Raw genomic sequence first — 24,050 nt, 5'->3', positions numbered from 1 at the left:
GCGGAGGCTGGGAGCATGGAGGGGGACGGTGAACCGAGGATGGGCGAGGCGACGGTTGACGAACCGACGATGAAGGGAGCAGCACCGGCCATGAGCGCCACACTGGCAGAAGACAGCCTGACGCGGGAAGCCGAGCTGGAGACCCTGCTCAAGGGCTTCCGGGTCGGCGTGACGGCGCACCGGCGCGCCGAGGACCTCATCGAGGCGCTCGAGCGTCGGGGGGCGGAAGTGCTTCACGCGCCGGTCCTCACGATCGCGCCCGTCGATCAGGACCTCGGCGTCATCGAGGACACGAGGCGCACGATTGCGGTGCGCCCCGACATCTGCATCGTCACCACCGCGTATGGCATGCGCCGTTGGCTCGACGTCGCCGACGCCGCGGGGCTCGGCGACGACCTCCAGGAGGCGCTGAGCGCCGCCGCGCTCTACGTGCGAGGGCCCAAGGCACGCGGTGCGGTGCGGGCCGCGGGGCTTGCCGACGTCGGCATCTCCAACGACGAGACGACGGCGACGCTCGTCGATCTCGTCCTTCGTGACGGGGGCGGCCGGCTCGACGGCAAACGCGTCGTCATCCAGCTCCACGGCTACACCGACGGCGGCCAGCTCGAGCGGCTCCGGCGTGCGGGGGCCGAACTCATCACCGTCACCCCCTATCGCTGGGTGAGGCCCGAGGGCGAGGACCGTCTCGAGACGCTCATCGAAGCCGTCTGCGCGGGCGAACTCGACGTCGTGACCTTCACGAGCGCGCCAGCCGTCGATGCGCTCTTCAGCGCTGCTCACGAGCTCGGCCTCTATGCCCAGCTCCTCGCCGCCTTCCGGCAGCGAGTCGCGACGGCCGCCGTCGGCCCCGTCACGGCCGCGCCGCTCGAGGCCGCCGGGCTCCGGCCTTGGGTCCCCGACCGGTTCCGCATGGGCGCACTCATCAAGCTCGTGACCGACAACCTCTCCCGGCGGCAGGTCCGGAGGCTCGAGACCCCCTCGGGCCCGGTCGAGCTGCGCGGGCGCACCCTGTCGGTAGGGGGAGAAGAACTCTGCCTCCCGCCGGCAGCGATGCTGCTGTTCCGGGCGCTGTTCGACGCCGGAGGGGCCGTCGTGCCCCGCGACGCCCTCGCGCGACTCCTGTCGCAGAGCGGATCGAGCCACGCCCTCGACATGGCAGTCAACCGTCTGCGCAACGCCCTCCCCTCGGCCGACCTCGTACAGACGGTCGTGAAGCGGGGCTATCGTCTGCGCGTCGAACGGCGTTAGGTGAGGGGTCCCGTCAGGGCTGGTCCGCTGTGCCAGTATGGGAAGACCCGATTCGAAAGGACGCCGCCGTGTCTTCCGAGCCTGTGCCTTCTGGGCCTGTTTCCTCTGGGACTGCTTCCTCTGGGCCTGTTTCCTTTGGGGCTGGGCCCCTCAGGCCCGCGGACATCGCTGGCTTCATCGACCACACCCTCCTCAAGCCGACCGCGGGCGAGGCGGACATCCTGCGGCTCTGCAGCGAAGCCGTCGAATACGGCTTCAAGTCGGTGTGCGTCAACCCCCTCTGGGTCAAGACGGCCACGAAGGCACTCCGCGGAAGCGGCGTCCTCACCTGCTCCGTCGCGGCGTTCCCCCTCGGGGCAACCCCAACCGACGTCAAGGTCTACGAGGCGCGGGGGGCGACGCTCGATGGCGCGCACGAGGTGGACGTCGTCCTCGATATCGCCGCGGCCCGTGCGAGCGACCGCGGGGCTCTCATCGACGACCTGCGCGCCGTAGCAGAGGCCGTCCACGGCAGCTCGGCCATCCTCAAGGTGATCCTCGAGACCGCGCTCCTCTCCGACGAGCAGAAGGTGCTCGCGTGCGAGGCTGCGGTCGAAGCGGGGGCCGACTTCGTCAAGACGTCCACCGGCTTCAACGGCGGGGGCGCAACGATCGAGGACGTCGCGCTCCTGCGGCGCACCGTCGGGCCGCACATCGGCGTCAAGGCCTCGGGCGGCGTACGGACCCTCGAGGACGCGCGGGCTATGATTGCAGCGGGTGCCAACCGGATCGGCGCGAGTTCCGGTGTGGCCATCGTGACCGGCGGCGCAGCGGCCGGATCATACTGAGCGCCGGACGAACCAAGGACTTGAGGAGAGAGAGCATGGCTGAGAACGCCAAGAACCGGCCGATCGAGAACGAGAACCCGCTCGTCGGCAACATCATCATCTTCGTCGTCATGCTCGCGATCTTCGTGGCCGGTGTTGTGGCCGTCTCATGGCTCGACTTCACGAACGTCTGGCCGATGGCAGCCCTCATCCTGTTCTTCGTGGGCGCCTTCTTCATCCCGATGACGTTCCTCGGCCGCTCCGACTCGGGCAGCGAGCACCGCAAGTAAGCCTTCCCCCCTCCCCCAAGCGTTTCGGGTACGGCTACCGCCCTCCCCCACCGTTTCGGGTACGGCTAACGCCCTCCCCCACCGTTTCGGGTACAGAAATGCCCGGCCGAGGATGTCTCGGCCGGGCATTTCTCGTTCACCGATGAGTCGTTCCGACTGGTCCTCCCCAAGGCTGGACTACTCCTCCCCAATGAGTTTCTGTACCCGAAACTTCTGAGCTGTGGATAAGCCGACGCAGGCTCGTCCCCATTGTGGCTGAATAAGGCCATGTCGCCCCACGAACCCCTTCCCGACAAGCTCCTAAAGTCATCGTTCAGCGTCGAGGAGGCCCTCCGCCTCGGAATCAGCAGACGGCGACTCGAAGGTCCCGACCTCATCCGCCCGAGCCGAGGAATTCGAGTTCCCGAACTGGCGCTCCAGGGCCTGCTCCAGCGAGCGCGTCCCTACACGGCGATCCACGAGACCACGGCGCTAAGCCATTTCAGCGCAGCAATGGTTTACCAGATACCGCTCCCCTCATGGGCGCAGGATCCTCGCCTCATGGATCTCTCGCGCGCCGCCATCGCGGATTCAGGCGCCAAAGATCGTTTGGGCCAACCGAGGCGGCCTGAAATCCGCGGTCATCGCCTCAGGCTCAAGGCCGATGAGATGACGCTGGTCTCGGGAACTCGGGTGACTACCCCCGAGAGAACGTGGCTGGACCTTTGCGGGATCCGTCGACTCACGATGGACGACGTCATTGCAGCGGGCGATTATCTTGTTTCTGAGCACGAGCGGACCTACCACCCACGCACGGCCTTGGTTCCGCTCTCGGACCTGCGATCATTCGTCGAGAGCCGGCACCGCGTCGTTGGGCTCGGGCGCGGCCGCATCGCTTTGGACCTCTTGGCCGTCGGGGTCGATTCCCCTCAAGAGTCATACCTCCGTCAGATCCTTGAGCGGGCAGGGCTTCCTCGTTTTATCCCCAACTGCCCCGTCGTCGACCCCTGGGGAGGAATAATCTGGGTCGACTTGGGCAATGTGGAATTCCGCACCGCCCTCGAATACGAGGGCGAGCATCATACGACTCCCGAGCAGATCGCCATGGATGCACGGCGTGATCGTCGGACGAGGTTCTCCGGCTGGAACCAAGTCAAGATCACCAAGCACGACATGGCCCGCGGCGACGCATACATCATCAGACTCGTGCTCGATGCGTTGCGCGCTCAAGGTTATCGAGGGTGAGTTGGCGCACCCGAAACGCCCCAGAACCCGAGTTGGCGCACCCGAAACGCCCCAGAGCCCAAGTTGGCGTACCCGAAACGGGCTAGGGGCCGAGTTGGCGTACCCGAAACGGTCAGTCGGTGAAGATGGCCGTCACCACCTGGTCGGCCCAGTCGAGAATCTCCTTGTCCTGGAGGTCGCGGCCGCCGATCGCGGCGGTCTTGGGCTTGGGCACGAGGGCGGCGTTGAGCGCAGGTTTGTACTGTGCCCCCTTGTACATGCGGGCGAGCCGCATCTGCTTCGACTCGGGCAGCTCAGCGGGCGCGAACCGCACCATGTTCCCCTGAAGGGCGACGTCGGTCAGTCCGGCCGCGCGCGCCCGCACCCGGAAGCGGGCGACGGCGGCGAGGTTCTCCACCGGCGCGGGCGGCTCGCCGTAGCGATCGGTCAGTTCGTCCATGACCTCGGCGATGGCGGCGTCGTCGTTGGCCGCCGCGAGCTTGCGGTACGCCTCGAGCCGGAGCCGCTCCCCCGGAACGTAGTCGTGCGGGAGGTGTGCGTTGACCGGCAGCTCGATCTTCATCTCGGCGGTCTTCTCCTCGGACTCTCCGCGGAAGTCGGCGACGGCCTCGCCGACGAGCCGGATGTAGAGGTCGAAGCCGACGCCGGCGATGTGGCCGGACTGCTCGCCTCCGAGGAGATTGCCCGCACCGCGGATCTCGAGGTCCTTCATGGCGAGCTGCATGCCCGCGCCGAGCTCGTTGTGGGCCGCGACGGCCTTGAGCCGCTCGAGTGCGACCTCGCCGAGCGGCTTTTCCGACGGGTACAGGAAGTACGCGTACGCGCGCTCGCGGCCGCGGCCGACGCGCCCGCGGAGCTGGTGCAGCTGGGACAGCCCGTAGGAGTCGGCGCGGTCCACGATGAGCGTGTTGGCGTTCGAGATGTCGAGGCCTGTCTCGATGATCGTCGTGCAGACGAGCACGTCGAACCGCTTCTCCCAGAAGTCAACGATGATCTGCTCGAGCCGCCCCTCCGACATCTGCCCGTGGGCCACCTCGACGCGCGCCTCGGGAACGAGCTCCCGCACGGCGGCCGCCGTCTTCTCGATCGTGGAGACGCGGTTGTGCACGAAGAACACCTGGCCCTCGCGCATGAGCTCACGGCGGATCGCGGCCGAGACCTGCTTCTCGGTGTAGGGGCCCACATAGGTCAGGACCGGATGCCGCTCCTCGGGCGGTGTCGCGAGCGTCGACGTCTCGCGGATGCCTGTGAGGGACATCTCGAGCGTTCGCGGGATCGGGGTCGCCGACATGGCCAGGACGTCCACATTGGTGCGCATCTTCTTGAGCGCCTCCTTGTGCTCGACGCCGAAGCGCTGCTCCTCGTCCACGATCACGAGCCCCAGGTCCTTGAACTCGACCTCCTTCGAGAGCAAGCGGTGCGTCCCGATCACCACGTCGACGCTCCCGCTCTTGAGGCCGTCGATCGTCTCCTTCGCCTCGGAACCGGCCTGGAACCGGCTCAGCGCCCGCACGCGGAGCGGGAATCCCGAGAAGCGCTCCGAGAACGTCTCGTGGTGCTGCTGGGCGAGCAGCGTGGTGGGAACCAGCACGGCGACCTGCTTGCCGTCCTGAACCGCCTTGAACGCGGCGCGCACGGCGATCTCGGTCTTGCCGTACCCCACGTCGCCCGAGACGAGCCGGTCCATGGGGATGTCCCGCTCCATGTCCGCCTTGACCTCGTTGATGGTCGTGAGCTGGTCCGGCGTCTCGATGTAGGGAAACGCCTCTTCGAGCTCGCGCTGCCAAGGGGTGTCAGGGCCGAAGGCGTGGCCCCGCGAGGCCATGCGCGCCGAGTACAGGCGGATGAGTTCGCCGGCGATCTCCTTGACGGCCCTCTTGGCCTTGGACTTGGTCGCGGCCCAGTCGGCGCCGCCCATCTTGGACAGCGTCGGCGCGTCTCCGCCGACATAGCGGGTGACCTGGTCGAGCTGGTCGGTGGGGACGAACAAGCGGTCCCCCGGCGCGCCGCGCTTCGCGGGAGCGTACTCGACGACGAGGTACTCGCGGGTCGCGTCCGTCCCCGCGCTGTGCCCGCCGCCGGCTACCCGGCGCTGCACGAGTTCCACGAACTTCCCGATGCCATGCTGCTCGTGGACCACGAAATCGCCCGCGTGGAGCTGCAGGGGGTCGACGGCGTTGCGTCGGCGCGAGGGCATCTTCCGCATGTCGCGTGTGCCGGCCGCGCTCGCGCGGCCCAGGAGGTCGGCTTCGGTCAGCAGCGCGAGCTTGAGTCCGTCGAGCACGAAGCCCTTGCCCGCCGTCGCCGTCGTGATCTCGATGATGCCGGGCTCGGGCTCGCGGGCGAGCCCCTCGACACGGCTGCAGGGGATGCCGGCGTCGTGGAAGAGCTCGGCGAGGCGCTGCGCCGGGCCGGGGCCGTCAGTGGCGACGACGATCCGCCACTGGTCTGCGACCCGCGACCCGATGAACTCGGTCATCTCGGCGACGTCGCCCCGGTAGCCCCGCGGCTCCCGTGCGGCGATCGAGAGGACGTCGACGTCGAGCACGGTCTCCTCGTCGACCCCGAGCGACGTCACGGACCACCACGAGATCGAGCGGGCGACGGCGGCGGCGCGGGTGTCGGCGAGCGAGGCGAAGCTCGCGTCCTCGAGGCGGCCCACGTGCTCGCCCGCTTCCTGGCCATCGCCCGCGGCGACGCTCAGATCGAGCGGTGCGGCCCCGCCGTCGGACGCCGTGGCCCAGGCCGCGGCGAGGAATTCGTCGTTGGTCGCGGCAAGGTCGTGGGCGCGCGTGCGGACCTTCTCCGGCTCGAGGAGGAGCGCGACCGATCCCTCGGGCAGCTCCACCACAAACGGGACCATGGCGTCGACCAGGAGCGGGGCAAGGGACTCCATGCCCTCGACGGCGATGCCGCCGGCGATCTTCTCGAGCATGTCCTCGGCGGCCGGGAGCTGGCCCTTGAGCCGGGCGGCGCGGCTCATGACGGACGGCGTGATGAGCAGCTCGCGGCAGGGCGGCGCGAACAGGACGGTGGGGTGATGCACGTGCGGGCCGGTGAGCGAGCGCTGGTCGGCGACGGCGAACCAGCGCATCTGCTCGACCTCGTCGCCGAAGAACTCGATGCGGACCGGATGGTCCTCGGTCGGTGGGAAGACGTCGATGATCCCGCCTCGGACGGCGAACTCGCCACGGCGCGTCACCATGTCGACCCGGGCGTAGGCCGCGGCGGCCAGGGCGCGGACGACCTCGTCGAAGGGCTTGTCCTGCCCGACGGCGAGGGAGACGGGGGTCAGCTCGCCGAGCCCGGCGACGAGCGGCTGCAGCACCGCGCGGATGGGGGCGACGACGACGCGCAGCGGCTTGTGCCCGCCTTCCCCCGTCGTCTGCCTGTCGGCCGTCGTCTGCCTGTCGGCCTCGGGGTGGGCGAGGCGGCGGAGGACGGAGAGGCGTCGGCCGACGGTGTCGGAGCGGGGCGACAGCCGTTCGTGCGGAAGGGTCTCCCAGCTCGGGAAGAGGGCCGCCGTCCCCGGCTCGACGTAGGCGCCGAGCGCGTCGACGAGGTCCTCGGCCTCGCGTTCCGTGGCCGTCACGGCGAGCAGCACGCCGTCGCCCCCGGGCAGGCTGTCGAGGATCTCGGCGATGATGACGGGCCGCATGCCCGCGGGCGCCGCAACTTGGAGGTCCTGGCTGCGACGATCTGCCGGCTTCGACGCGTAATCGCGGAGCCGCGCGATGGTCGGGTCCGCGGCGAGAGAGCGGCGCAGTCCCTCGAGCGACGACGGGCGGAGGACGTCGAGCGATCCGGTCGGCAGCACATCCGATGCCACCGAACGCGGCGCCTTTGATGACACAGGGAACCTCCCAGGGCAGCACAGAAACCCGGAACTGGAGAGCAGCCCGGGGGAATGCGTTAAGCCTACCCCGGGCCAAGCCGCCTACGATGGGCGCATGGACGCCCCCTCCCCCGCTTCCCCCGATTCGCTGCGCGTCGGCTCGTCCCGGCGGCGGATCGTGCTGCGGACGATGGGAGGCCTCTACCTCGCGTTCGTCGCGGGCGTCGTCTTCTGGCCGACGCCCGTCGACCGGCCCGAGGCCGGGACCCTCGCCCGGATGTTCATCTGGCTGCACCGTCACGGGGTCCCGATATGGTTCGGCTACAACCTCTTCGAGTGGCTCGCGAACGTCGCGTTCTTCGTCCCGTTCGGCGTTCTCGCCGTCCTCTTCGGTTTCCGCGTGCGCTGGGCGGTCGCCGCCGCGTGCTCCGTCTCGACCGTCGTCGAGCTCTCCCAGTGGCTCTTCCTCCCGCAGCGGACGGGCTCGGTGTGGGACGTTCTCGCGAACACATGCGGGGCCTTCATCGGCGCGGGGATGGCGGCGCTCTGGACCCGGAGGGCGCGTCGCGCCCCCTAGGATAGTCACGGCGCCCATCCCCCAGGGGCGTCTGAGCCCAGACAGATTGGAAGGACTCCATGGCCCTCGAAGCCACCACCACCCTGAACTACCCGGTCGAGCAGGTTGTCGCGGTCTTCGCCGACGAGGCGTTCCAGCGCCACGTCAGCGAGCTCGTCGGCGGCAAGCTCGAGTCATTCACGGTCGACGGCGACACCGCGGCCGCCTTCACCGCGACGATCGTCCGCCAGGTCCCGACCGGTCGCCTCCCCGACCTCGCGAAGAAGTTCGTCGGCGAATACGTGAACGTCACGCAGGTCGAGACGTGGGGCGCGCCCGAGTCCGACCATTCGCGCCAGTCCAACATCACCGTCAAGGTTGCCGGCGCCCCGGTCGAGGCCACTGCCGCCCAGCGCCTCGTGGCCGACGGTTCCAGCACGCGCATCGAGCTCGCGGGCGCCGTCTCGAGCTCGATCCCCCTCCTCGGCGGCAAGATCGCCCAGGCCGCTGAGCCCTTTGTCGGCAAGGCGCTGAACATCGAGGCCACCCAGGCTGCGGCCTGGCTCGCGGGCGAGATCGTCTGATGCAGCTGCCCGCAGCCCTCTCCTGGCTCCTGATCGTGGCAGGAGTCTGGAGCATCGTCGTGTGGCCCCAGTTCCTGCGCCGGATCATGAAGGATCCGCGGGCCCGGGACGAGTCGGGGCGGGCCACGAAGTTCCTCACCGTCCACATGTACCTTGTCGCGATCTCGGTCACGCTTGGGGTCGCCGTCGCGGTGGTCGGTGTCAGGACGATGTTCGCCTAAGACGCTCCTCCCTGTCGACTGCTCCGCGGCTCGCTTGGAGCGCCCCGCCAAGCGCTCAGCCGAGCGCTCGGCCGAGCGCTCGGCCGAGCGCTCAGGAGTGGCGGAGCAGTCGACGGCTAGGATTGCATGAGGTGTGCCGGGAAGTCTGGTCGGCGTCGACTGAGCGACCCTCGCGGTCGACCGACCCCAAGGAGCCCGATGCCCTTCCCGACGCACCTGCCCCCGCAGCCGCCCGACCGGCAGCCCGCGCCGCCTTCCCGCCTCCGCACGCTGGCTCGCGGCAGCTTCTCCGAGTACCGCCGCATCGCGGGCGTCCTCCGCAGGGAAACCGTTGGCGGAACGCTGCTTCTGGCGGCCACCCTCGCCGCTCTCGTCTGGGCCAACTCGCCTTGGTCGTCCGGCTACTTCGCCTTCCGCGACTTTCGGCTCGGATACGCGCCGTGGCACCTCGATCTGAGCTTGGGCGAATGGGCGTCAGATGGCTTGCTGGCGGTCTTCTTCTTCGTCGCCGGACTCGAACTGAAGCGCGAGTTCGTCGCGGGCGATCTCCGCAGACCCGCGGCAGCCATGGTCCCGGTGGTGGCGGCGTGCGGCGGCGTCGCCCTTCCTGCGCTCATCTTCACGCTCGTGAATCTCGGAGCGGGAGGGAACGCACTGCACGGCTGGGCCGTGCCCACTGCGACGGACATCGCGTTCGCCCTCGCGGTCCTCGCCGTCATCAGTACGCACCTCCCGGCTGCGCTGCGGACGTTCCTTCTCACCCTCGCCGTGGTCGACGACCTGATCGCGATCGGCATCATCGCGGTCTTCTACGCGAACAGCCTGAACCCGGCTTTTCTGGCGCTCGCGATCGCCCCGCTCGCCCTGTTCACGTGGCTTGTCCAGCGGCGGATTCAGTCGTGGTACCTCCTGCTCCCGCTTGCCCTCCTCACGTGGGTGTTCGTCCACGCGTCCGGGATCCACGCGACAGTTGCGGGAGTGCTCCTGGGCTTCGCAGTCCCGGTAGTCCCGAGCAGGAAGATCGGCGCCCCGGACGCCGGCCCCGGCCTCGCCGAGCGCTTCGAACACCGATTCCGGCCGCTCTCGGCCGGCGTCGCTGTGCCAGTGTTCGCGTTCTTCTCCGCGGGGGTCGCGGTGGGCGGTCCGGAAGGGATCCGGTCGGCCCTGTCCGACTCCGTGGCAGTCGGCATCATCCTTGCCCTCGTCGTGGGCAAGGCCCTCGGCGTCTTCGGCTCCACGTGGCTCATCACGAAGACCCGCCACGCTGAACTCGATCCCGACCTCGCTTGGATCGATGTGTTCGGCCTCGCTCTCCTCGCGGGGGTGGGCTTCACGGTGTCACTCCTCGTTGCGGGACTAGCCTTCGGGGAGGGCACGCCCCACGACGAGCACGCCAAGGTGGCCATCCTCGGGGGCTCGCTCATCGCAGCACTGCTCGCCGCCGTCGTGCTCCGAGCCCGCAACGGGCATTATCGTCGGGTCGAAGCACTGGAAGCTGTCGACGGCGACGGCGACGGCGTGCCGGACTCCTTCGGGCGCGAAGACGTCCGGTAGCCGGCCGCCGGCCAGGACTCAGGGGCTAGGAGTGGCGCCCCCGCCTTGCCGCGAGCCTCGGAGTGAAGGCTCCCAGGAGCATGAGCGCCCCGGAGGCGAAGAAGGCCTCCGACGTGGTGGGGTCGGGTGCAGGGGCGCCCGCCGCCGTCTGGGCCGTCATGCTGACGCTGGACGCGACGGATTCCACTGACTGGACTGGCTGCGCCGCTGCTTCGAGCGGCTGCCCAGGCTGGGCCGACTGCACCCGCTGGCCCGGCTGCACAGGCTGGGGTGACCCAGTCGTGCCACCCTGACCCCCCGGACTCGGGCTCGAGGTCTCACTCGTCACCGCGGTTGCTGGTGTGCTGGCTGAGGGTGTGGCGCTGGCTGAGGGTGTGGCGCTCGGGGACTTCGTCTCGCTCGGGGAGGCAGACTGGCTCGGGCTCGACGCCGGCGATTCCGTGGTGGGATCCGACGATGGGCTCGCCGTGGTGGGATCCGACGTCGGGGCTTGGGTTGTCGGATCAGGGATCGGGGTGGTTGGGCTCACCGTAGGCGTCGGGCTAGGCGTAGCAAGGACGCAGCCCGCCGCATAGATTGCCTGGCCTTGGGCGGTCCAGTTCTGCCCCGGCACCGTAATGGTCTTCCCCTTGTCGACGTAGGTGAACGTCGGGAAGATGTCGCCCGGGTAGTTGCCCTGCGCCTGATCGGTTGCGAGCGAGCTCGCCGCCACTTCCTGGTACTGGTACGGGTGCAGCGGAGACCTCGTCAAGTGGCAGACGGCCAGTTTGTCGGTACCGCTGAGTGCGGTCGGCGTGGCAAGGGCGGGGCTCGTCGCGATGCCCGCAACGAAGAACGCGCTCGCCCCGACGGCGAAGAGACCACTCACATAATTCAACTTGCGGGTGCGAATCGGCGGCATGGGAACCGCCTCCTTTCAATCATTGAATTTCACGTGCACTGCCCGCAGCGGAAAGTCAGCAGGACGATCTGCGCATCGGGATTGTCGTAATTGCAGGAGAACAGAACCACTTGGCAGGGATCGTTGGCGAAGGAGAATGCCTTGGATTTGTCGACGATCTTCCGATCCGCCAGGGCGCAGGCCACCACGCCTCCATTCGCCTCCGTCAGCGAGGCAGGCTGCCCCAAGGCCCACCCCGCATAGCTCAGCCGGTTGAACGGGAACGTTGCGTCCGTGCAGAGCGCCACCTGCTGGTGGCAGGTGTGGCCGGCCAGGACCACAGGCCGCACTGCCGCCGACTCCCCCGTCCCAACAAGCCAGTGTCCGACCGGGTCGAAGCCGTCAGAATCGAGCGGTGGGTCGACGACCTGCGTGGCGCTCCACGGCATCGGGACGATGTTCACGCTCAAGCCCGCTGCCGGCCACGCGAAGTGACGTGGCGGCAGGGCGGAGGGCTGAAGTGTGGCACCGGCGAGCTTCACGCCCGACGAACTTGCCGTCGGAGCAGGCGATGCGGCGGACGGCGTCTGAGACGGAAATGCGGACGACGGCGCGCCGCTCGCCGCGGACGAGACGGCGGCCGATTGCGCCGGGCTGGGAGAAGCGGCAGGGGCAGAGTCTGCAGCGGTCGCCGACTGCGCCAGCTGCTGCGCCGCCTGCACCCGGAGCTGCTGCCGCTCCTGATCGCCCAGCCCGTGCACGCCGGCGAACACCGCGAGCGCGGCCGCGAGACCGAGGACCGGAATTCTAGTCCACCGCCCCCAGCCTTTCGCTCGAATTCGCCGCCGACGCATTATTCCCCTCAATATTTGCTATCCCCAGCAATGGCAAACAAACGAGTATTCGCGGACGCCCCGCGGGGCCTCCGGGAATACCTCGGAAATTCGACATCAGCCCTATTCGGCCGATTACCGAACCTCGTGCAATCCAGTACAGCGGGGGGAACTGACCGAGTCACCAGTAGTCGGTACCCGGCTTCCGGGGGCGGGCCGATGGGGGCGTGGGGCGAGTACGCAGAAAAGATCGCCGAGAATACGCAGACGGGCTACGCAGGTTCGACGCAGAGGTCCCTGAGTACTTGGAAGAGGCCGGGCTGGGAAGGGCCGGGCTCGAAAACGGCCCGACGGGACCGGCCATGCCAGCCCCAGGCCGCGGCTCGAAAACAGCCCTCTGGGCCGAATTCCGGGCCCTGACCTCCCCGGCCGGCCCCGACCGCAAGCGGGGACCGGGAGCGGCCTCCTAACCTGAGGGACGCAGGCCGGAGGGCCGTCACGAGGTGTGACTTCGGACGACGGCGCGTGGCCGTCGTCGTCCGTCGTCGCCACCCGTGGGGAGGCAAGGCCCGGAGCCCGTTGCTCTCGCCCCTCTCCGGCGTCTTTGCGGGAAGGCGGGAAGGAAGCAACGGGAGCGCAGGCCGGAGGAATTCAGTTGGCTTGCCTCCACTTTGCCCTCAGCGGAGGAGCGGAGGCACCGGCGTCAGGCTGGGCCAACTGGCGCCCGCGAACGTACCCTGCTGCCGTGACGGCAAGGACGGCCATCAAGGCGCCGGCCCGACTGAGACCGGCCGGGTTGCGTTCCACGATGGACTCGCGGAGCCCGGAGATCACTGCCCGAGGCAGGGTGCGCCTCACGTAGCGGCGTTCAGCCCCCAGGGTCCTCTTCTGGCCCACGAGCCGACTCACCTGCGCCTTAGAGATCCCCTCGGACCACGAGCGGGCCAGCATGTACCTGAGAGTGCCTCTCGTGGCGGGAACGAAGTGGCGCACCACGGCGGCGGGCTCATAGACCACCCGTGAGCCAGGGGCACCGATGGTCGATCGGATGCAGATCTCGGTCTCCTCGCAGCCGAGGGGAACTGAGCCTTGGCGGCCGAGCGAGACGTTGAAGCCGCCGACCTGCACGAGAACGTCCCGCCGGAAGGACATGTTGGCGCCGATGACGTTCCGCACCTCTGAAGCGACTCTCGGCAATCCGCGATGGCTGCAGCCCACGATCCAGTCCAGCTCTTCCGCGAAATGCGCTGGGCGTCCCGCCTCCCACATCGGTTCCGCACGGCCGCCCACCGCCAAGACGTCCGGGTCGTCATAGAAGGGGATGAGGCGTTCGAGCCAATCGGGCGCCGCTTCGGCGTCGTCGTCGAGGAACGCGACGATCTCGGAGGTAGCCAGGCCCACTCCGGTGTTCCGGGCTCCGGAAAGCCCCGGGGGACCGGAGTTCTCCACGATGACTGCGTCCCGCACCGTCTCCATGAGGCGCTTGTACAGGTCGGGGTTGTGGTCGACGATCACGAGGATCTGCTGCGCGGCGTAGGTCTGGGCCTGAACCGAGGCGATGACCTTTGTCAGCAGGTCCCAGCGCTCCATCGTGTACGAACAGACGACGACGGAAACCGTGGGAGGCTCTGCAACAGCCGGCATTCTAGATTCCTTCCGCCAACGAGAGCAGGCTCTTCGGATCGGCAGGTGTCCTGGGGAAGCGGACGTTCGGGTACATGTACTTCACCCGACGAAGGGACTCGGGGCGGGCGCCGGCCGTGGGAGCGTCCCAGGTGGTGCACTCCCTGGCGAGCGTGTGCAGCACGCGCCAGCCGTCCCGGAAGGTCCGCAGATTCGAGTCGCCTGAGATGCGTCCCAGTTCAATGCTCGGAACCTCGGCTATCCGCAGGCCTGCCCTGGCTGCGCGGACAATCAGTTCGGTTTCGATTTCGAAGCCGTCCGATTCCAGCTCGAGAATTTCCAGGCACTGCCGGCGGAATGCGATGTAGCCGTAGCAGAGATCGGAGTAGTTGCTGTGGAGAACAGTGTTCGCCAACTGGGTGAGGGTCCGATTGCCGAAGCTGCGCAGCCACGTCAGGTCTTCCGATCCGCCGCCGGTCACGTACCGGGACCCCTTGACGAAGTCATAGTCATGCTGAAGAGGGGCCACGAACCACCCGATCTCGCGGGGGTCCATGCTCCCATCCGCGTCCAGCATGACGATGATGTCGCCTGACGCGGCGGCGAACCCGGAGCGCACCGCGATGCCCTTCCCCTTCCGGGGTTCGGCGACAACGACCACGTCCACCCGGACAGACCGAGCCACGTCGACCGTGAGGTCTGTGGACCGCCCGTCCACAATGATGACTTCATCCACGTAGGACGGCATGCGGCGGAGCACCCAGGGGATGTTCATTGCCTCATTCAGAGTAGGAATGACCACGCTGACCGACGCCAGCGAAGACATTTCTACTTGAGGGAGAGAAACGGGAATCTGGCTGGCAATGGACACAAGCCTCACCACTTAATGACTTGCGGGCTTCCCAGGCAACCCGCTGATTTGGAATAAAATGGGAAGCAACGTCGACAACAGTAATGTTGATCTCGGCCGCTGCCTGATCATTTGAGCCTAAGATCCCCATCAGCGAGTGTCACGAGTAGTCCGTACCCGTCGTGCTCGCGGCCTCCCCGACCCACTACTCTTGGGCTCCCCGCGGCAGTACGCGTCGGCCGCGGCGGTAGGTACTCGGAGCCGCGCAGAGGTCACTCGAAGGTGCGCGGGCGACGGCGCGGGCCTCGCACGAGATTCCCTGGACAGCCATCGTTTTCTACGATGGAGTGTGGCCGAAGTGGGCAGGACGTGGCGAGCACGTGGAGCATTACTCCTCTCGGCGCTTGTCCTGTCCGGCATCGTCTGGGGAGCCTTCTCACTGGGCTCTGACTGGGCCGTCCCGCCGCGTCCCGCAGCGAGCCGAGCGGGAGACGCCGGCACCACAGCAAGCCCGACCGCCGGCTCGGCGGGTGGCAGCAGCGCGGCAAGCCCGTCTGCGGGCATCGCCGGGGGCACGAGCCCCGCTTCGAGTAGTGGTCCGACTGCGGGCTCGGGCGACCTCGACCCGACGACGCCGATCAGCAGGTATGACTCCGCGTCGCCCTCCGGCCAAGCCGTCCCACTCGGAGACTTGCCGGGGTGGAAACAAGTCTTTGCGGATGATTTCACCGGCGGGACGGTGCCGCTTGGCGGCTTCCCAGGGACATTCAGCGTAGCGTGGAGCGCCAACTATTTCGACGGCACGCCAGACACCGCAGGGCAGAAGAATGGCGGGAAGTCGGGCTACTATCCGTCCAAAGTGCTGAGTATCCACAACGGCGTCCTGGACATGTACCTGCATTCGGAAAAAGGCATTTCAATGGGCGCGGCGCCCGCGCCGAAGATCGCCGGAAACAACCAAGCGCCGTACAACAGCCAAACGTACGGAATGTACTCCGTTCGGTTCAGGGCCGACGCACTCCCCGGATTCAAGACGGCATGGCTCCTGTGGCCGGACAGCGAGAAATGGCCAGCTGACGGCGAGCTCGACTTCCCGGAAGGGGATCTGGCCTCCACATTCTTCGCTGCCGTGCACAGCATTGGTTCGACCCAAGGAACCGCATCGGCAGTCTTCCAGGGGAATGCATCATTCCAGGCGTGGAACACCGCCACCATCGAGTGGACTCCGGGACGGGTTGAATTCTTCCTCAACGGAAGATCAATCGGCGCGAGCACCTCGGGAGTGCCTGACACGCCCATGCATTACGTGCTGCAGACCGAGTCCTGCCTTCCCACCTGTCCGGACCCGAAGACGAGTGGCCACGTAGAGGTGGACTGGGTTGCCATTTGGGAGATGCGCTAGACGGCGCCGTTATGACTCCGACGATATCTCGTCAGGCCAAGAGCCAGCACGAGCAGGGTTGCTCCCGCAAGACCGGCCACGGCCAGAGGAGGATTCCAGAGCTGGGCGTAGACCATCACGGTCGAGAGAATCAGCGCAATCGCGAGGCTCAACCCGATGGCCATCGACCCGAGAAGGGGAACCATGAGATGACCGAAGCGGTTTGACTGCTCGCTCAGCTTGAGCATCAGGACGAGGGCGGAGCCCGGTCCGACAAGGAGGAATATTCCGATCACGGCAAGCCTGACCATCGGGTCCCCCCCGAATGACAAGGGGATGGCGGCCGCTGCCAGAATCGCAACTGCAACGGTCAGCAGAAGTCGTTTATTTGGCATTTCCTGCCCCTTGGATATGGTAGATGACTCCCCCGGAATTCTGATAGACCAACGTCCATCCGGGCTTGGTGCTGCAACTGTCCAGGAAGCTGTTCACATCTCCCTCGGGACCGATTCCAAGCATGTCTGCTTCGTCCACCTGGCTCTTGGTGACGATGAGGTAAGCGCCGTTGGCGCGGCCGAGCCAGTCTACCGTGCCGCATGAGAGTCGGGCAGCCGTGGGCTGCGCCGTCGCCGACAGCAGGGTCTCATACTGATAGTTGGCGTATTCGTGCGACCTCCACGGAGTGTTGTGAACCGCCTCGACCAGCACGGAACCTGCCGGCGCTACTGAGTACAGCTCATTGACGACGCTGATTTCGTCGGGGGTGAAGTTCTCCACGAGGTCGTTTCCGTATCGGGAAACGATCGTGGTCACGGCCAGCACCGAACTGAGCAAGAGCAGGCCCAGGCTGCGCATCAAGCCGATCGGGCTGGAGTTCTTCCGCATCAGGGGCAGGACCATGAGGGACGCGGCAAAGGGCAACCCGTACATGTAGAGGCGCAGGAGAAGCTCGCCGCCGTAAGGCTGAACCACGTACAGCACGACCGGCATCCCTGCCCCGAGGGCGGCGGTGAGCCAGGAAACACGACGTCCGCGTGCTACAGCAGCGCCGATCGCCCCCAAGATCACGACGAGCGCCGTTTCGGCGAGACGTGTGTTCACGACGATGAGGTGTCCTTCGCTGCCCGCGATCCGTCCGGTGACCGCCTTCGTCGTCGTCTGGCCGATTGCGCCGAACGAGCCGATGAGCGAGTTGATGTGGCCCACCGTGTAGGGGGCAGCCACAATGGCCAGCCAGACCAACGGGAACACCACCGCCAGAAGGGTCAGCATCTTCAGTCGGAGGCGGCCCGTGAGAAGCAACGCGACCAACACCGGAATGACCGCGAAGGGGGTGAGCTGATGGGCGGCCGTCATCGCCACCACGAAGAGGGCGCAGCCGATCTCGAGGACAGCCACGTCGCTCCGCGGTAGTCCCATCCGTCGTTGCGGGCGAACGGCCGGGTCGAGCACCATCACGATCCGGCTCAAGCGAGCCGTGAGGCGGCGCTTGGTCACCGGCCACGCCCACCCGCCAAAAACCGTGAGCAGGCAGGCCAGCAGGATCACCATGAGCAGGAAGGCGCAGGCCTGAGGAGACAGATAGTCCTGGCCCACCCAGCTGGCGAGGTAGAACATCCATACACTGGCCCAGGCATGCCGCCAGTTCGAGGTGATCCTCGATGCCAAGGCCAAGAGCGGCGCCAGGAGGAGCATGTTGACGCCGATCGGCGCCCAGGTTGCCACGTTGCTGAGATCACGTACCCCCGTCGATCCCGAGAGCATCGCGAGCGTTGAGAAGAACCCGGGCCAGTTGAAGTAGGCGTCGAGCCGCGGGTCGAGGTGGCCTGTCTGGGCGATGTAATCGGCGATGCCCATATGCCGGTAGCTCGCTTCAAGCCTGGGCAGTCCATGGATGATCGGATCTGCCCCCTGCAGAATCACGACGAGCACAAGGACCTGAAGCGTCAGAAGTGCCGGACGAGCCTTGCGCAACCCAAGAGTGGCCACAAAGCCGGCCAAGATGAGCCCCAGCGCTACGAAGTATCCAGGCGGCAGGACGCTGATGAGTCCGAGGGCCCCGATCGACGGCACCTTGACCTGGAGCATCGAACCGACACCCAGCGCCAAGGCCGCCAGCGCAACGAGCGCCAGGCCCCAGCCGGACCAGGCGTTTCCGGCCCAGCGATGCCAAGCGCTCCTCGGCATTCTTCGGCGCCCCGTCGCCTCCAGGCGGCCCTCCCCTCGGATGGTGCGATGGGGGTCGACTGCCGAAGGATCAGCAACCAGAGAGGTTTCTTCCGGAGTCATCGCGGCTCCAATCTGTTCGAGCCGGCTAGGCCTGAGGACGCTACGGGATGCGGGACGACGAGCCGTGCCGCCGTCGTCATACTGCGCAGCCGCAGCCCTGCAACGAGCGCCGCTGCAGCCTGCGCGAGGAGCCACAGGACGGAGACGCCGGGGAGCGCAAAGTTCTGCGCGACCACGACGGCGGGAAGGACCGCGGTGAGCGCTGCGAGGAGCGCTACGGACGTAGCCTCGGCCAGGTGGCCCATGGCTCGGCAGACCCCGTAGTAGACCTGCGTGACGCAGCAGAGGATCAGGGCGGGAATCAGCAGCAGGAGCAGCACCCACGCCCGGCCGTACTGCGGGCCGATCACAGCGAGCACCAGCGGACCGGCGATGAGCAGCAGCGCTCCCGCCGCGATCGTGAGCACGAAACTGATGCGGAGTGCCCCGCGGACCAGTGACAGTCCCGAGTTCGGCATCGCCAGTTTGGTTTGGAGGGAGTAGCCCGCGGATTGCGGAACGAAGAAGACCGCCGACGCCAGCATCCAGACCATGTACCACGACGCCGTGGCCGAGGCGCTCAGAGTGGCTGCCAGGATGAGGGGAAGGAGGTAGCCGGGCGCCCTGTCCGCAAGCATGAGGGCGTGATTGGGCAATCCACGCCGCAGCAGACTCCACGCGTTCGGCAGCCTGAGGCCCTCTTTCCAGAGCGGCCGCAGGCCTGCGCGGTACAGCAGCCGCATCCCGAGCAGCACGCTCGCCACGGCCCCGGCTGCGAAGGCGCCGACAACGGCCCCGACGGTCCTGTAGCCGACGGCGAGGCAGATGACCAGAGTCCCCAGTTGCACCAGGCTCTGAACCACGCTGCGGAGCATCGCGAGGTCGGCGCGGGACTGCGCCACCCCGATGTGGTCGAGCTGGTACGCGACGCCGGCGAAGAGGGCGGCGGCGAGGAAGACCCACAGGACGGCGGGATCGCTCCACGCCTCTCCGACGCCAGGGCCCAGCGCGCGGGTCACGACGACCAGCCCCGCCGACACGAGCAGCGACGACAGGCCGACGACGAGGAGGCTCGTCGCTGTCAGGCGGCGTCCGCCGTCGGCTTGGGTGGGGAGGAGCGTCAGGACGGCCGGCCCTACCCCGAGCAGGGCGAGTTGGACCGTCAGCAGCGCACCCGAGACGACCGCGGAGCCCAGGCCCAGCTGGGCTGGCGGCAGGAGGAACGCCGCGAGGCCCCAGAAGAGGAAGCCGGTCACCATGGGGGCGACGCGGGCGGCGGAGAGCCACGCGGTGTTTCCACCGAGCGAGAGTCCTTGCGGAGCCGGGCGCAGGAGGCCAAACGCCATCGCGCGGTAGTTGTAGAGCAGGAAGCACATCCAATAGGGCAGGAATCGAGGCGCGTGGATCAGCGACAGCGCCACGCCGCGCACCGTCGCCAGGAGAGGCAGCAGCAGCAGCCATGCGCCCCTGCGTGGGTGCTTCCGAACGGTGAAGCCGAGACCGGCTCCGTCCTGCAGCCATTGATCACGCGCGAACTCGAACGTGTCCGCGAACTGGTGCCTGACGGTCGTCGTCGTGGAAACGCCGATCTTGCGGCCAGCGTTCTCCAAGCGGATGCGCAATTCGATGTCTTCGCCGGAACTGAACGATTCATCGAAGCTGATGTCCAGGAGGACGTCCCGCCTCATGAGCGTTGCGCAGACGCCGAACCACGAGCGGACACGACTATGGTTGTGATGCCATGCGAGCGCCGCGCCCCAATACCCGGGGCCGTCGGCCTCGCTCACCAGACCGAACTGGAGGCCGTCGTAGCCGCCCTCCTCGAATTCGGTCACGAGCCGTCCCAGAGCCCCCGACGGGACGACCACATCAGAATCGATGAGCGCCACGACATCGCAGACGGCTGTCCGGGCCCCCAGCATCCTGGCGGCGGGAAGCCCCTTCCCCTCATCGGAGACAACCCGGGCCCCGTATGAACGGGCGATCTCCACCGTGGAGTCCGTTGAGCAGCCATCCACAACGATGATTTCTCGCGGATATTGCCTGCGGATCGACTGCAGACATCTCGGGAGCCACTTGGCCGCGTTGCGCGCGGGAACTATCACGGAGACTTCGAGCACTGGCGACTGGTCCATCGCCGCCCCCTCACTGGTCCAGCTTGGTACGTACTACCTGGCACACGAAGTCAGACGCCCGGTCGGCGGACCACGCTCTGGGGAGTCGCAACCGCCAGCACGGCACCTCGTGGAGTGCCTGTCGGACGACGGCGGCCTTCTGACCGAAGTGATCCTGCAAGGGAACGAGGCCGGTGGCGCCCAGGGCCTCGATCAGCCGGCGCGAGACCATCGGCAGTTCGGAGTGGAAATTCCCGACGATTCTGGAAGTCATCCACTCGAGGCCGGTCGGTTCGAGCTCACCGTCATCCCCTTCGTACCGCTCCAGGAAGATCGCCAGCCGCACCGGTGCCCGTGACGAGATCCTGTCTGCCCCGAAGACTTCCTCTGGATGCACCATCCGATGCTCAGGGGACCAACGCCGGGTGAATGAGGCCGTCCGGGGATACCGGACGATCACCGGATGCACTGCCGTAGCGAGCCGCGAGATCGTGGGAGTGAGCCAACCCGGTGCCAGGGGCTTCCGGGATCCTTGGAAGAGCGCAGGATAGATTTCACGGTGATGCGGCTTGATGAACATCGGTTTCGCGTAGCTGAAGAGTGTTCCTTCAGAGCTGAGGAATCCCCAGTCGTCCGCCATGAACCCGACTCCCGGGAGAGCAAGGAGCTTGGCGACGGTGCTGGTCTTCCCCACGCCGCCCCACGCCGGCAGCAGAACTCCAGCGCCGCGATAGTCCACGATGGCGGCGTGCACCATCGCCGTCCTTTCCTGGATGCACAAACGGTCCAGCAGCGGAATGACCGCCGTGAGAAGTTCGCCTCGGCCTTCGACGCGGTAGCCCTCCTCCGTACGAACTACCTGCACGCGGTCTTCAGGCAGGAACAGCGATTCATCGGAGTACCGGTAGGCGTCTTCTGCGCGCGACTGGCCGGCAAAGGGGGTGTAGTCAGCGCCGACGCGCAACCCTCTGGTCGCGGTCGAGTCACCCACAAACGGCGACAGCATGTCCCGTAGCTGCGCCTCTCCCGGCGTTCCCGGCTCGACCTGGACTGAGACCAGTCCATGGATGTCGAAGCTCAGGGTGTCCTGGGGTGGAGTCACGCGCACAGCGCTGCTCATGGTCCGGCTCAACTCATCACGCTCCTTACGACGAGGTCGTCAATGTAGGTGTCCTCCATTTGCTGGTAATGCTCAGCACCGTTCATCACGCTCGTCACGGAGGAGGCCGTCGTGTTCACCCGGGCGCTGGAGTAGACGGCGGAACCGTCGAACCACACCTGCACCGTCGTCGCGTTCCCCTTGGGGATGACGTGTACGACGACGTGGTGCCAGGCCCCCAGCGAAATGCTGGGCGCGACGAGGCGCGCGAAAGAGAAGCTCCCCCCGGGCGCAAGAATCCGCAGCCAGAGTTGGCCGTTGCTGTTATGCCGGTAGACGTCGACGAAGCGGGTGCTGCCCGAGAAGAAGCGGAAATAGGGGACATCATCGCTCGGGTCGCCGGCCTGGGCGATGTCGAACCAGCCGTCGGCGTAGACCTCGTGGGTGCCCGACGGCAGGGGGGTCGAAAAGTTCGCCAGCGAACCTGAATCGGCGGTCGCATGCAGGTACGCGGAGCAGACGCCGGTGTGCGCTCGGGCCGCGGAGACCGACACTGTTCCCGTTCCACTTTCCTGCACGGAGTACTCCGAGAGCGTCCCGGATTCGAAGTTGTCAGCGACGACGACCTCCCCTGGGTGCCCGTCGGACGGCGCGCTGGTCAACGGTTCGCAGGTGCCGGCGTGCGCTGGCAGGGCCAGGGAGCTCCCGGTCAACGGCAGTGCCAGAGCGGCCGCAAAACCGAGCGCCCCTATTCGCTGACCCAAGTGCCGCACGTCCATATCCGTCTCACCCCGCGCGAAAGGCTGGCCCGGGACTCGTGGCTCGGCTGCTCGCCTTTAACGGCGCTTCGCCTCGGTAAATCTTCACAAAGTGATATCCGGGGTTCCCCTCGAAATTCGCCATCCTAGGCACCCCTTTGAATGGCCTGGGCTAAATCAGGAAAAGACACCGCTTCACCTCGCGCCAACTCTCCCGAGCGAAGCGAAGTCGTGTCCCGCTTGGGAAATAATCGTCATCTCGCAATGCTACTGAGCGCGCTGTTGGGGGGCACGAGTAGCCAGTACCCGAAAGCCGCCACCGGGCGGTGAGCACCCCCGGCAGGTATACCTAGTAATCGGGATCAGGTCTCCGCGCGGCCCGAAGGGACCGGGAAACCCGCCCAGCGGAAAGGGAACCCGGCCCAGCGGGAAGGGAAACCGGCCCCTCGCGACGCGCGAGGGGCCGCTCGCGAAGGCCCTCGCCGCGCGCGACAGAGCTTTCCGCAGGGCGTGGCGGTGGCCGCCGTCGATCGCCAAGCCAGCGCATGGAACTCCCCCGCAGAACAGCTGGCCGAGCACGCACGGATGAACGGACAATCGGACGGACAGCTTCCGAGATATTCATAGCCTTCTCCGTGGCAATCCACTGTATGTTGTGGAACAGTTCGAGGACGCAATGGTGTCGGAAAGCCGGAATGATATGACGCGCAAGATTGCAAAGGCGGCGGAGCATAAGGTGAAAGGGCGCCCCGTCTGGTTGGCTGCCGTGACGGTCCTCGTCCTAGCGCTAACCGGCTGCATGTCCTTGCCGTCGACAGCGCAGTCAGTCCCCCCGAGCGTGGGCCACGTGTTCGTGATCAACCTCGAGAACAAGAACTACCTCAAGACGTGGGGTTCAGACTCGGTGGCGACCTACCTGTCGAAGACCCTACGGGCCCAAGGGGTCCTCCTCTCCGAGTACTACGGGATCGCTCACCACTCGGCCCCGAACTACCTCGCGCAGATCTCGGGGCAGGGCCCGAATCCCCTGACAGAGGCCGACTGCACGACCTATGGCCCGTTCCGGCAGACAGGGACCGCCGCACCGGGCCAAGTGGTGGGCACCGGTTGCGTGTACCCGACCTCGGTCCCCACCGTCGCCGGTCAGCTCACCGCTGCGGGGAAGACCTGGAAGGGCTACATGGAGGACATGCAGACCCCATGCGAGCACCCCGAACTCGGCGCCAAGGACGACCACCACAGCGCGACGGTGGGCGATGAGTACGCGACCCGGCACAACCCGTTCGTGTACTTCGAGTCGATCACCTCGACCCCCCAGTGCCAGAGCAACGTCGTCCCCTTCGCCCAGCTCGCGGACGACCTGAAGTCGGTCGGCACGACCCCGAACCTCGCCTACATCTCCCCGAACCTGTGCGACGACGGCCACGACAGCCCATGCGTCGACGGACGCCCAGGCGGGCTCGAAAGCGCCGATGCGTGGCTCCGGGAGAACGTCCCGGCCATCCTGGGCTCGCCCGCGTACAAGCAGGACGGAATGCTCGTGATCACCTTCGACGAAGCCGACGGCACCAATGCGGGCCCTTCAGGACTTCTGCCGGGCGGCACGGCCGGCGGGAAGATCGGGGCCCTCGTCCTCTCGCCCCTCGTCAAGGGCGGAGCCACGTCGAGCACGCCCTACAACCACTACAGCCTGCTGGCCACCATCGAGGACATCTTCTCCCTGCCCCGCCTCGGCTACGCGGGAGCCCCGGGGGTGAAGGCCTTCGGCGACGACGTCTTCAACAACAGTCGCTAAGAAAACATGCGCTAAGACAACATGCGCTAAGACAACATGCGTGAGTCAACACGAGGCCCTAGGAACAACCGCTTACCACGAGGCGGCCACCACTCTGGCTGCGGCGATCTCCTCGCGCAGCGGCCGCCACC

At 67.1% G+C, this 24,050-nt stretch carries 20 protein-coding genes; 10 read left to right on the top strand and 10 right to left on the bottom strand.

Annotation, left to right across the window (positions count from 1 at the left end):
• Nucleotides 1-90: 90 nt before the first annotated feature.
• The 4 genes from V7053_RS07920 to V7053_RS07905 all read left to right on the top strand — a co-directional run bounded on the left by V7053_RS07920 (nt 91) and on the right by V7053_RS07905 (nt 3,568).
• Entirely contained in the window at nt 91-1,248 is a 1,158-nt protein-coding gene (locus tag V7053_RS07920) for a uroporphyrinogen-III synthase (RefSeq protein ID WP_334171730.1), read from the top strand.
• Between the two features lie 164 nt (nt 1,249-1,412).
• Nucleotides 1,413-2,075, top strand: a complete 663-nt coding sequence (deoC, locus tag V7053_RS07915) for a deoxyribose-phosphate aldolase (RefSeq protein ID WP_334171738.1) — start codon at nt 1,413-1,415, stop codon at nt 2,073-2,075.
• Between the two features lie 35 nt (nt 2,076-2,110).
• Complete coding sequence (locus V7053_RS07910) at nt 2,111-2,344, top strand: hypothetical protein (RefSeq protein WP_334171729.1); 234 nt, start codon at nt 2,111-2,113, stop codon at nt 2,342-2,344.
• Between the two features lie 267 nt (nt 2,345-2,611).
• The gene (locus tag V7053_RS07905) at nt 2,612-3,568 is read left to right on the top strand and encodes a hypothetical protein (RefSeq protein ID WP_334171728.1); all 957 of its coding nucleotides are present in this window, start codon (nt 2,612-2,614) and stop codon (nt 3,566-3,568) included.
• Between the two features lie 112 nt (nt 3,569-3,680).
• On the opposite strand, the gene mfd is transcribed toward V7053_RS07905, so the two are convergent.
• Nucleotides 3,681-7,397 carry a transcription-repair coupling factor gene (gene mfd, locus V7053_RS07900; RefSeq protein ID WP_334171727.1) on the bottom strand — a complete coding sequence of 1,239 codons (3,717 nt, stop codon included), beginning with the start codon at nt 7,395-7,397 and terminating at the stop codon, nt 3,681-3,683.
• 121 nt (nt 7,398-7,518) lie between these two features.
• Here mfd and V7053_RS07895 point away from each other — a divergent pair, with 121 nt between their 5' ends.
• The 4 genes from V7053_RS07895 to nhaA all read left to right on the top strand — a co-directional run bounded on the left by V7053_RS07895 (nt 7,519) and on the right by nhaA (nt 10,318).
• Nucleotides 7,519-7,980: a VanZ family protein gene (locus tag V7053_RS07895; protein ID WP_334171726.1), complete on the top strand. Its 462-nt coding sequence runs from the start codon at nt 7,519-7,521 to the stop codon at nt 7,978-7,980.
• A 59-nt stretch (nt 7,981-8,039) separates the two neighbouring features.
• Nucleotides 8,040-8,543: a DUF2505 domain-containing protein gene (locus tag V7053_RS07890; RefSeq protein WP_334171725.1), complete on the top strand. Its 504-nt coding sequence runs from the start codon at nt 8,040-8,042 to the stop codon at nt 8,541-8,543.
• Nucleotides 8,543-8,764 carry an SCO4848 family membrane protein gene (locus V7053_RS07885; RefSeq protein ID WP_334171724.1) on the top strand — a complete coding sequence of 74 codons (222 nt, stop codon included), beginning with the start codon at nt 8,543-8,545 and terminating at the stop codon, nt 8,762-8,764. The genes V7053_RS07890 and V7053_RS07885 overlap by 1 nt, the downstream gene beginning before the upstream one ends.
• 198 nt (nt 8,765-8,962) lie before the next feature.
• Nucleotides 8,963-10,318 carry a Na+/H+ antiporter NhaA gene (gene nhaA, locus V7053_RS07880; RefSeq protein ID WP_334171723.1) on the top strand — a complete coding sequence of 452 codons (1,356 nt, stop codon included), beginning with the start codon at nt 8,963-8,965 and terminating at the stop codon, nt 10,316-10,318.
• Nucleotides 10,319-10,343: 25 nt separating this feature from the next.
• Here nhaA and V7053_RS07875 read toward each other — a convergent pair whose 3' ends face one another.
• The 4 genes from V7053_RS07875 to V7053_RS07860 form a co-directional block, all read right to left on the bottom strand.
• Entirely contained in the window at nt 10,344-11,219 is an 876-nt protein-coding gene (locus V7053_RS07875; RefSeq protein WP_334171722.1) for a hypothetical protein, read from the bottom strand.
• Nucleotides 11,220-11,248: 29 nt separating this feature from the next.
• Nucleotides 11,249-11,971 carry a hypothetical protein gene (locus V7053_RS07870; RefSeq protein ID WP_334171721.1) on the bottom strand — a complete coding sequence of 241 codons (723 nt, stop codon included), beginning with the start codon at nt 11,969-11,971 and terminating at the stop codon, nt 11,249-11,251.
• A gap of 711 nt (nt 11,972-12,682) precedes the next feature.
• Nucleotides 12,683-13,675, bottom strand: a complete 993-nt coding sequence (locus V7053_RS07865) for a glycosyltransferase family 2 protein (protein ID WP_334171720.1) — start codon at nt 13,673-13,675, stop codon at nt 12,683-12,685.
• Between the two features lies 1 nt (nt 13,676).
• Nucleotides 13,677-14,480 (bottom strand): glycosyltransferase family 2 protein, encoded by an 804-nt coding sequence (locus V7053_RS07860; RefSeq protein ID WP_334171719.1) that lies wholly within the window; start codon nt 14,478-14,480, stop codon nt 13,677-13,679.
• A 715-nt stretch (nt 14,481-15,195) separates the two neighbouring features.
• Between V7053_RS07860 and V7053_RS07855 the strand changes: the two genes are divergently transcribed.
• Nucleotides 15,196-15,906, top strand: coding sequence for a glycoside hydrolase family 16 protein (locus tag V7053_RS07855; RefSeq protein ID WP_334171718.1), 711 nt, complete (start codon nt 15,196-15,198; stop codon nt 15,904-15,906).
• On the opposite strand, the gene V7053_RS07850 is transcribed toward V7053_RS07855, so the two are convergent.
• The 5 genes from V7053_RS07850 to V7053_RS07830 all read right to left on the bottom strand — a co-directional run bounded on the left by V7053_RS07850 (nt 15,903) and on the right by V7053_RS07830 (nt 22,139).
• Complete coding sequence (locus tag V7053_RS07850; RefSeq protein WP_334171717.1) at nt 15,903-16,280, bottom strand: hypothetical protein; 378 nt, start codon at nt 16,278-16,280, stop codon at nt 15,903-15,905. The genes V7053_RS07855 and V7053_RS07850 overlap by 4 nt on opposite strands.
• The gene (locus V7053_RS07845) at nt 16,270-17,886 is read right to left on the bottom strand and encodes a hypothetical protein (RefSeq protein ID WP_334171716.1); all 1,617 of its coding nucleotides are present in this window, start codon (nt 17,884-17,886) and stop codon (nt 16,270-16,272) included. Before V7053_RS07845 ends, V7053_RS07850 begins: the two co-directional genes overlap by 11 nt.
• Before the next feature lie 284 nt (nt 17,887-18,170).
• A complete protein-coding gene (locus tag V7053_RS07840; RefSeq protein WP_334171715.1) occupies nt 18,171-20,288 on the bottom strand; it encodes a glycosyltransferase in 2,118 nt (705 codons plus the stop codon).
• Nucleotides 20,289-20,298: 10 nt separating this feature from the next.
• Nucleotides 20,299-21,399, bottom strand: coding sequence for a hypothetical protein (locus V7053_RS07835; RefSeq protein ID WP_334171714.1), 1,101 nt, complete (start codon nt 21,397-21,399; stop codon nt 20,299-20,301).
• Nucleotides 21,396-22,139 carry a hypothetical protein gene (locus V7053_RS07830; RefSeq protein ID WP_334171713.1) on the bottom strand — a complete coding sequence of 248 codons (744 nt, stop codon included), beginning with the start codon at nt 22,137-22,139 and terminating at the stop codon, nt 21,396-21,398. The genes V7053_RS07835 and V7053_RS07830 overlap by 4 nt, the downstream gene beginning before the upstream one ends.
• Nucleotides 22,140-22,971: 832 nt before the next feature.
• On the opposite strand from V7053_RS07830, the gene V7053_RS07825 reads away from it, so the two are divergent.
• Nucleotides 22,972-23,919: an alkaline phosphatase family protein gene (locus V7053_RS07825; protein WP_334171712.1), complete on the top strand. Its 948-nt coding sequence runs from the start codon at nt 22,972-22,974 to the stop codon at nt 23,917-23,919.
• Nucleotides 23,920-24,050: the final 131 nt, after the last annotated feature.

This window comes from Sinomonas sp., assembly GCF_036848755.1.
In the GTDB taxonomy this organism is placed as follows: Bacteria; Actinomycetota; Actinomycetes; order Actinomycetales; family Micrococcaceae; genus Sinomonas.
The sequence above is the reverse complement of the archived record's forward strand: the minus strand, read 5'-3'. Positions and strand labels throughout refer to the sequence as shown.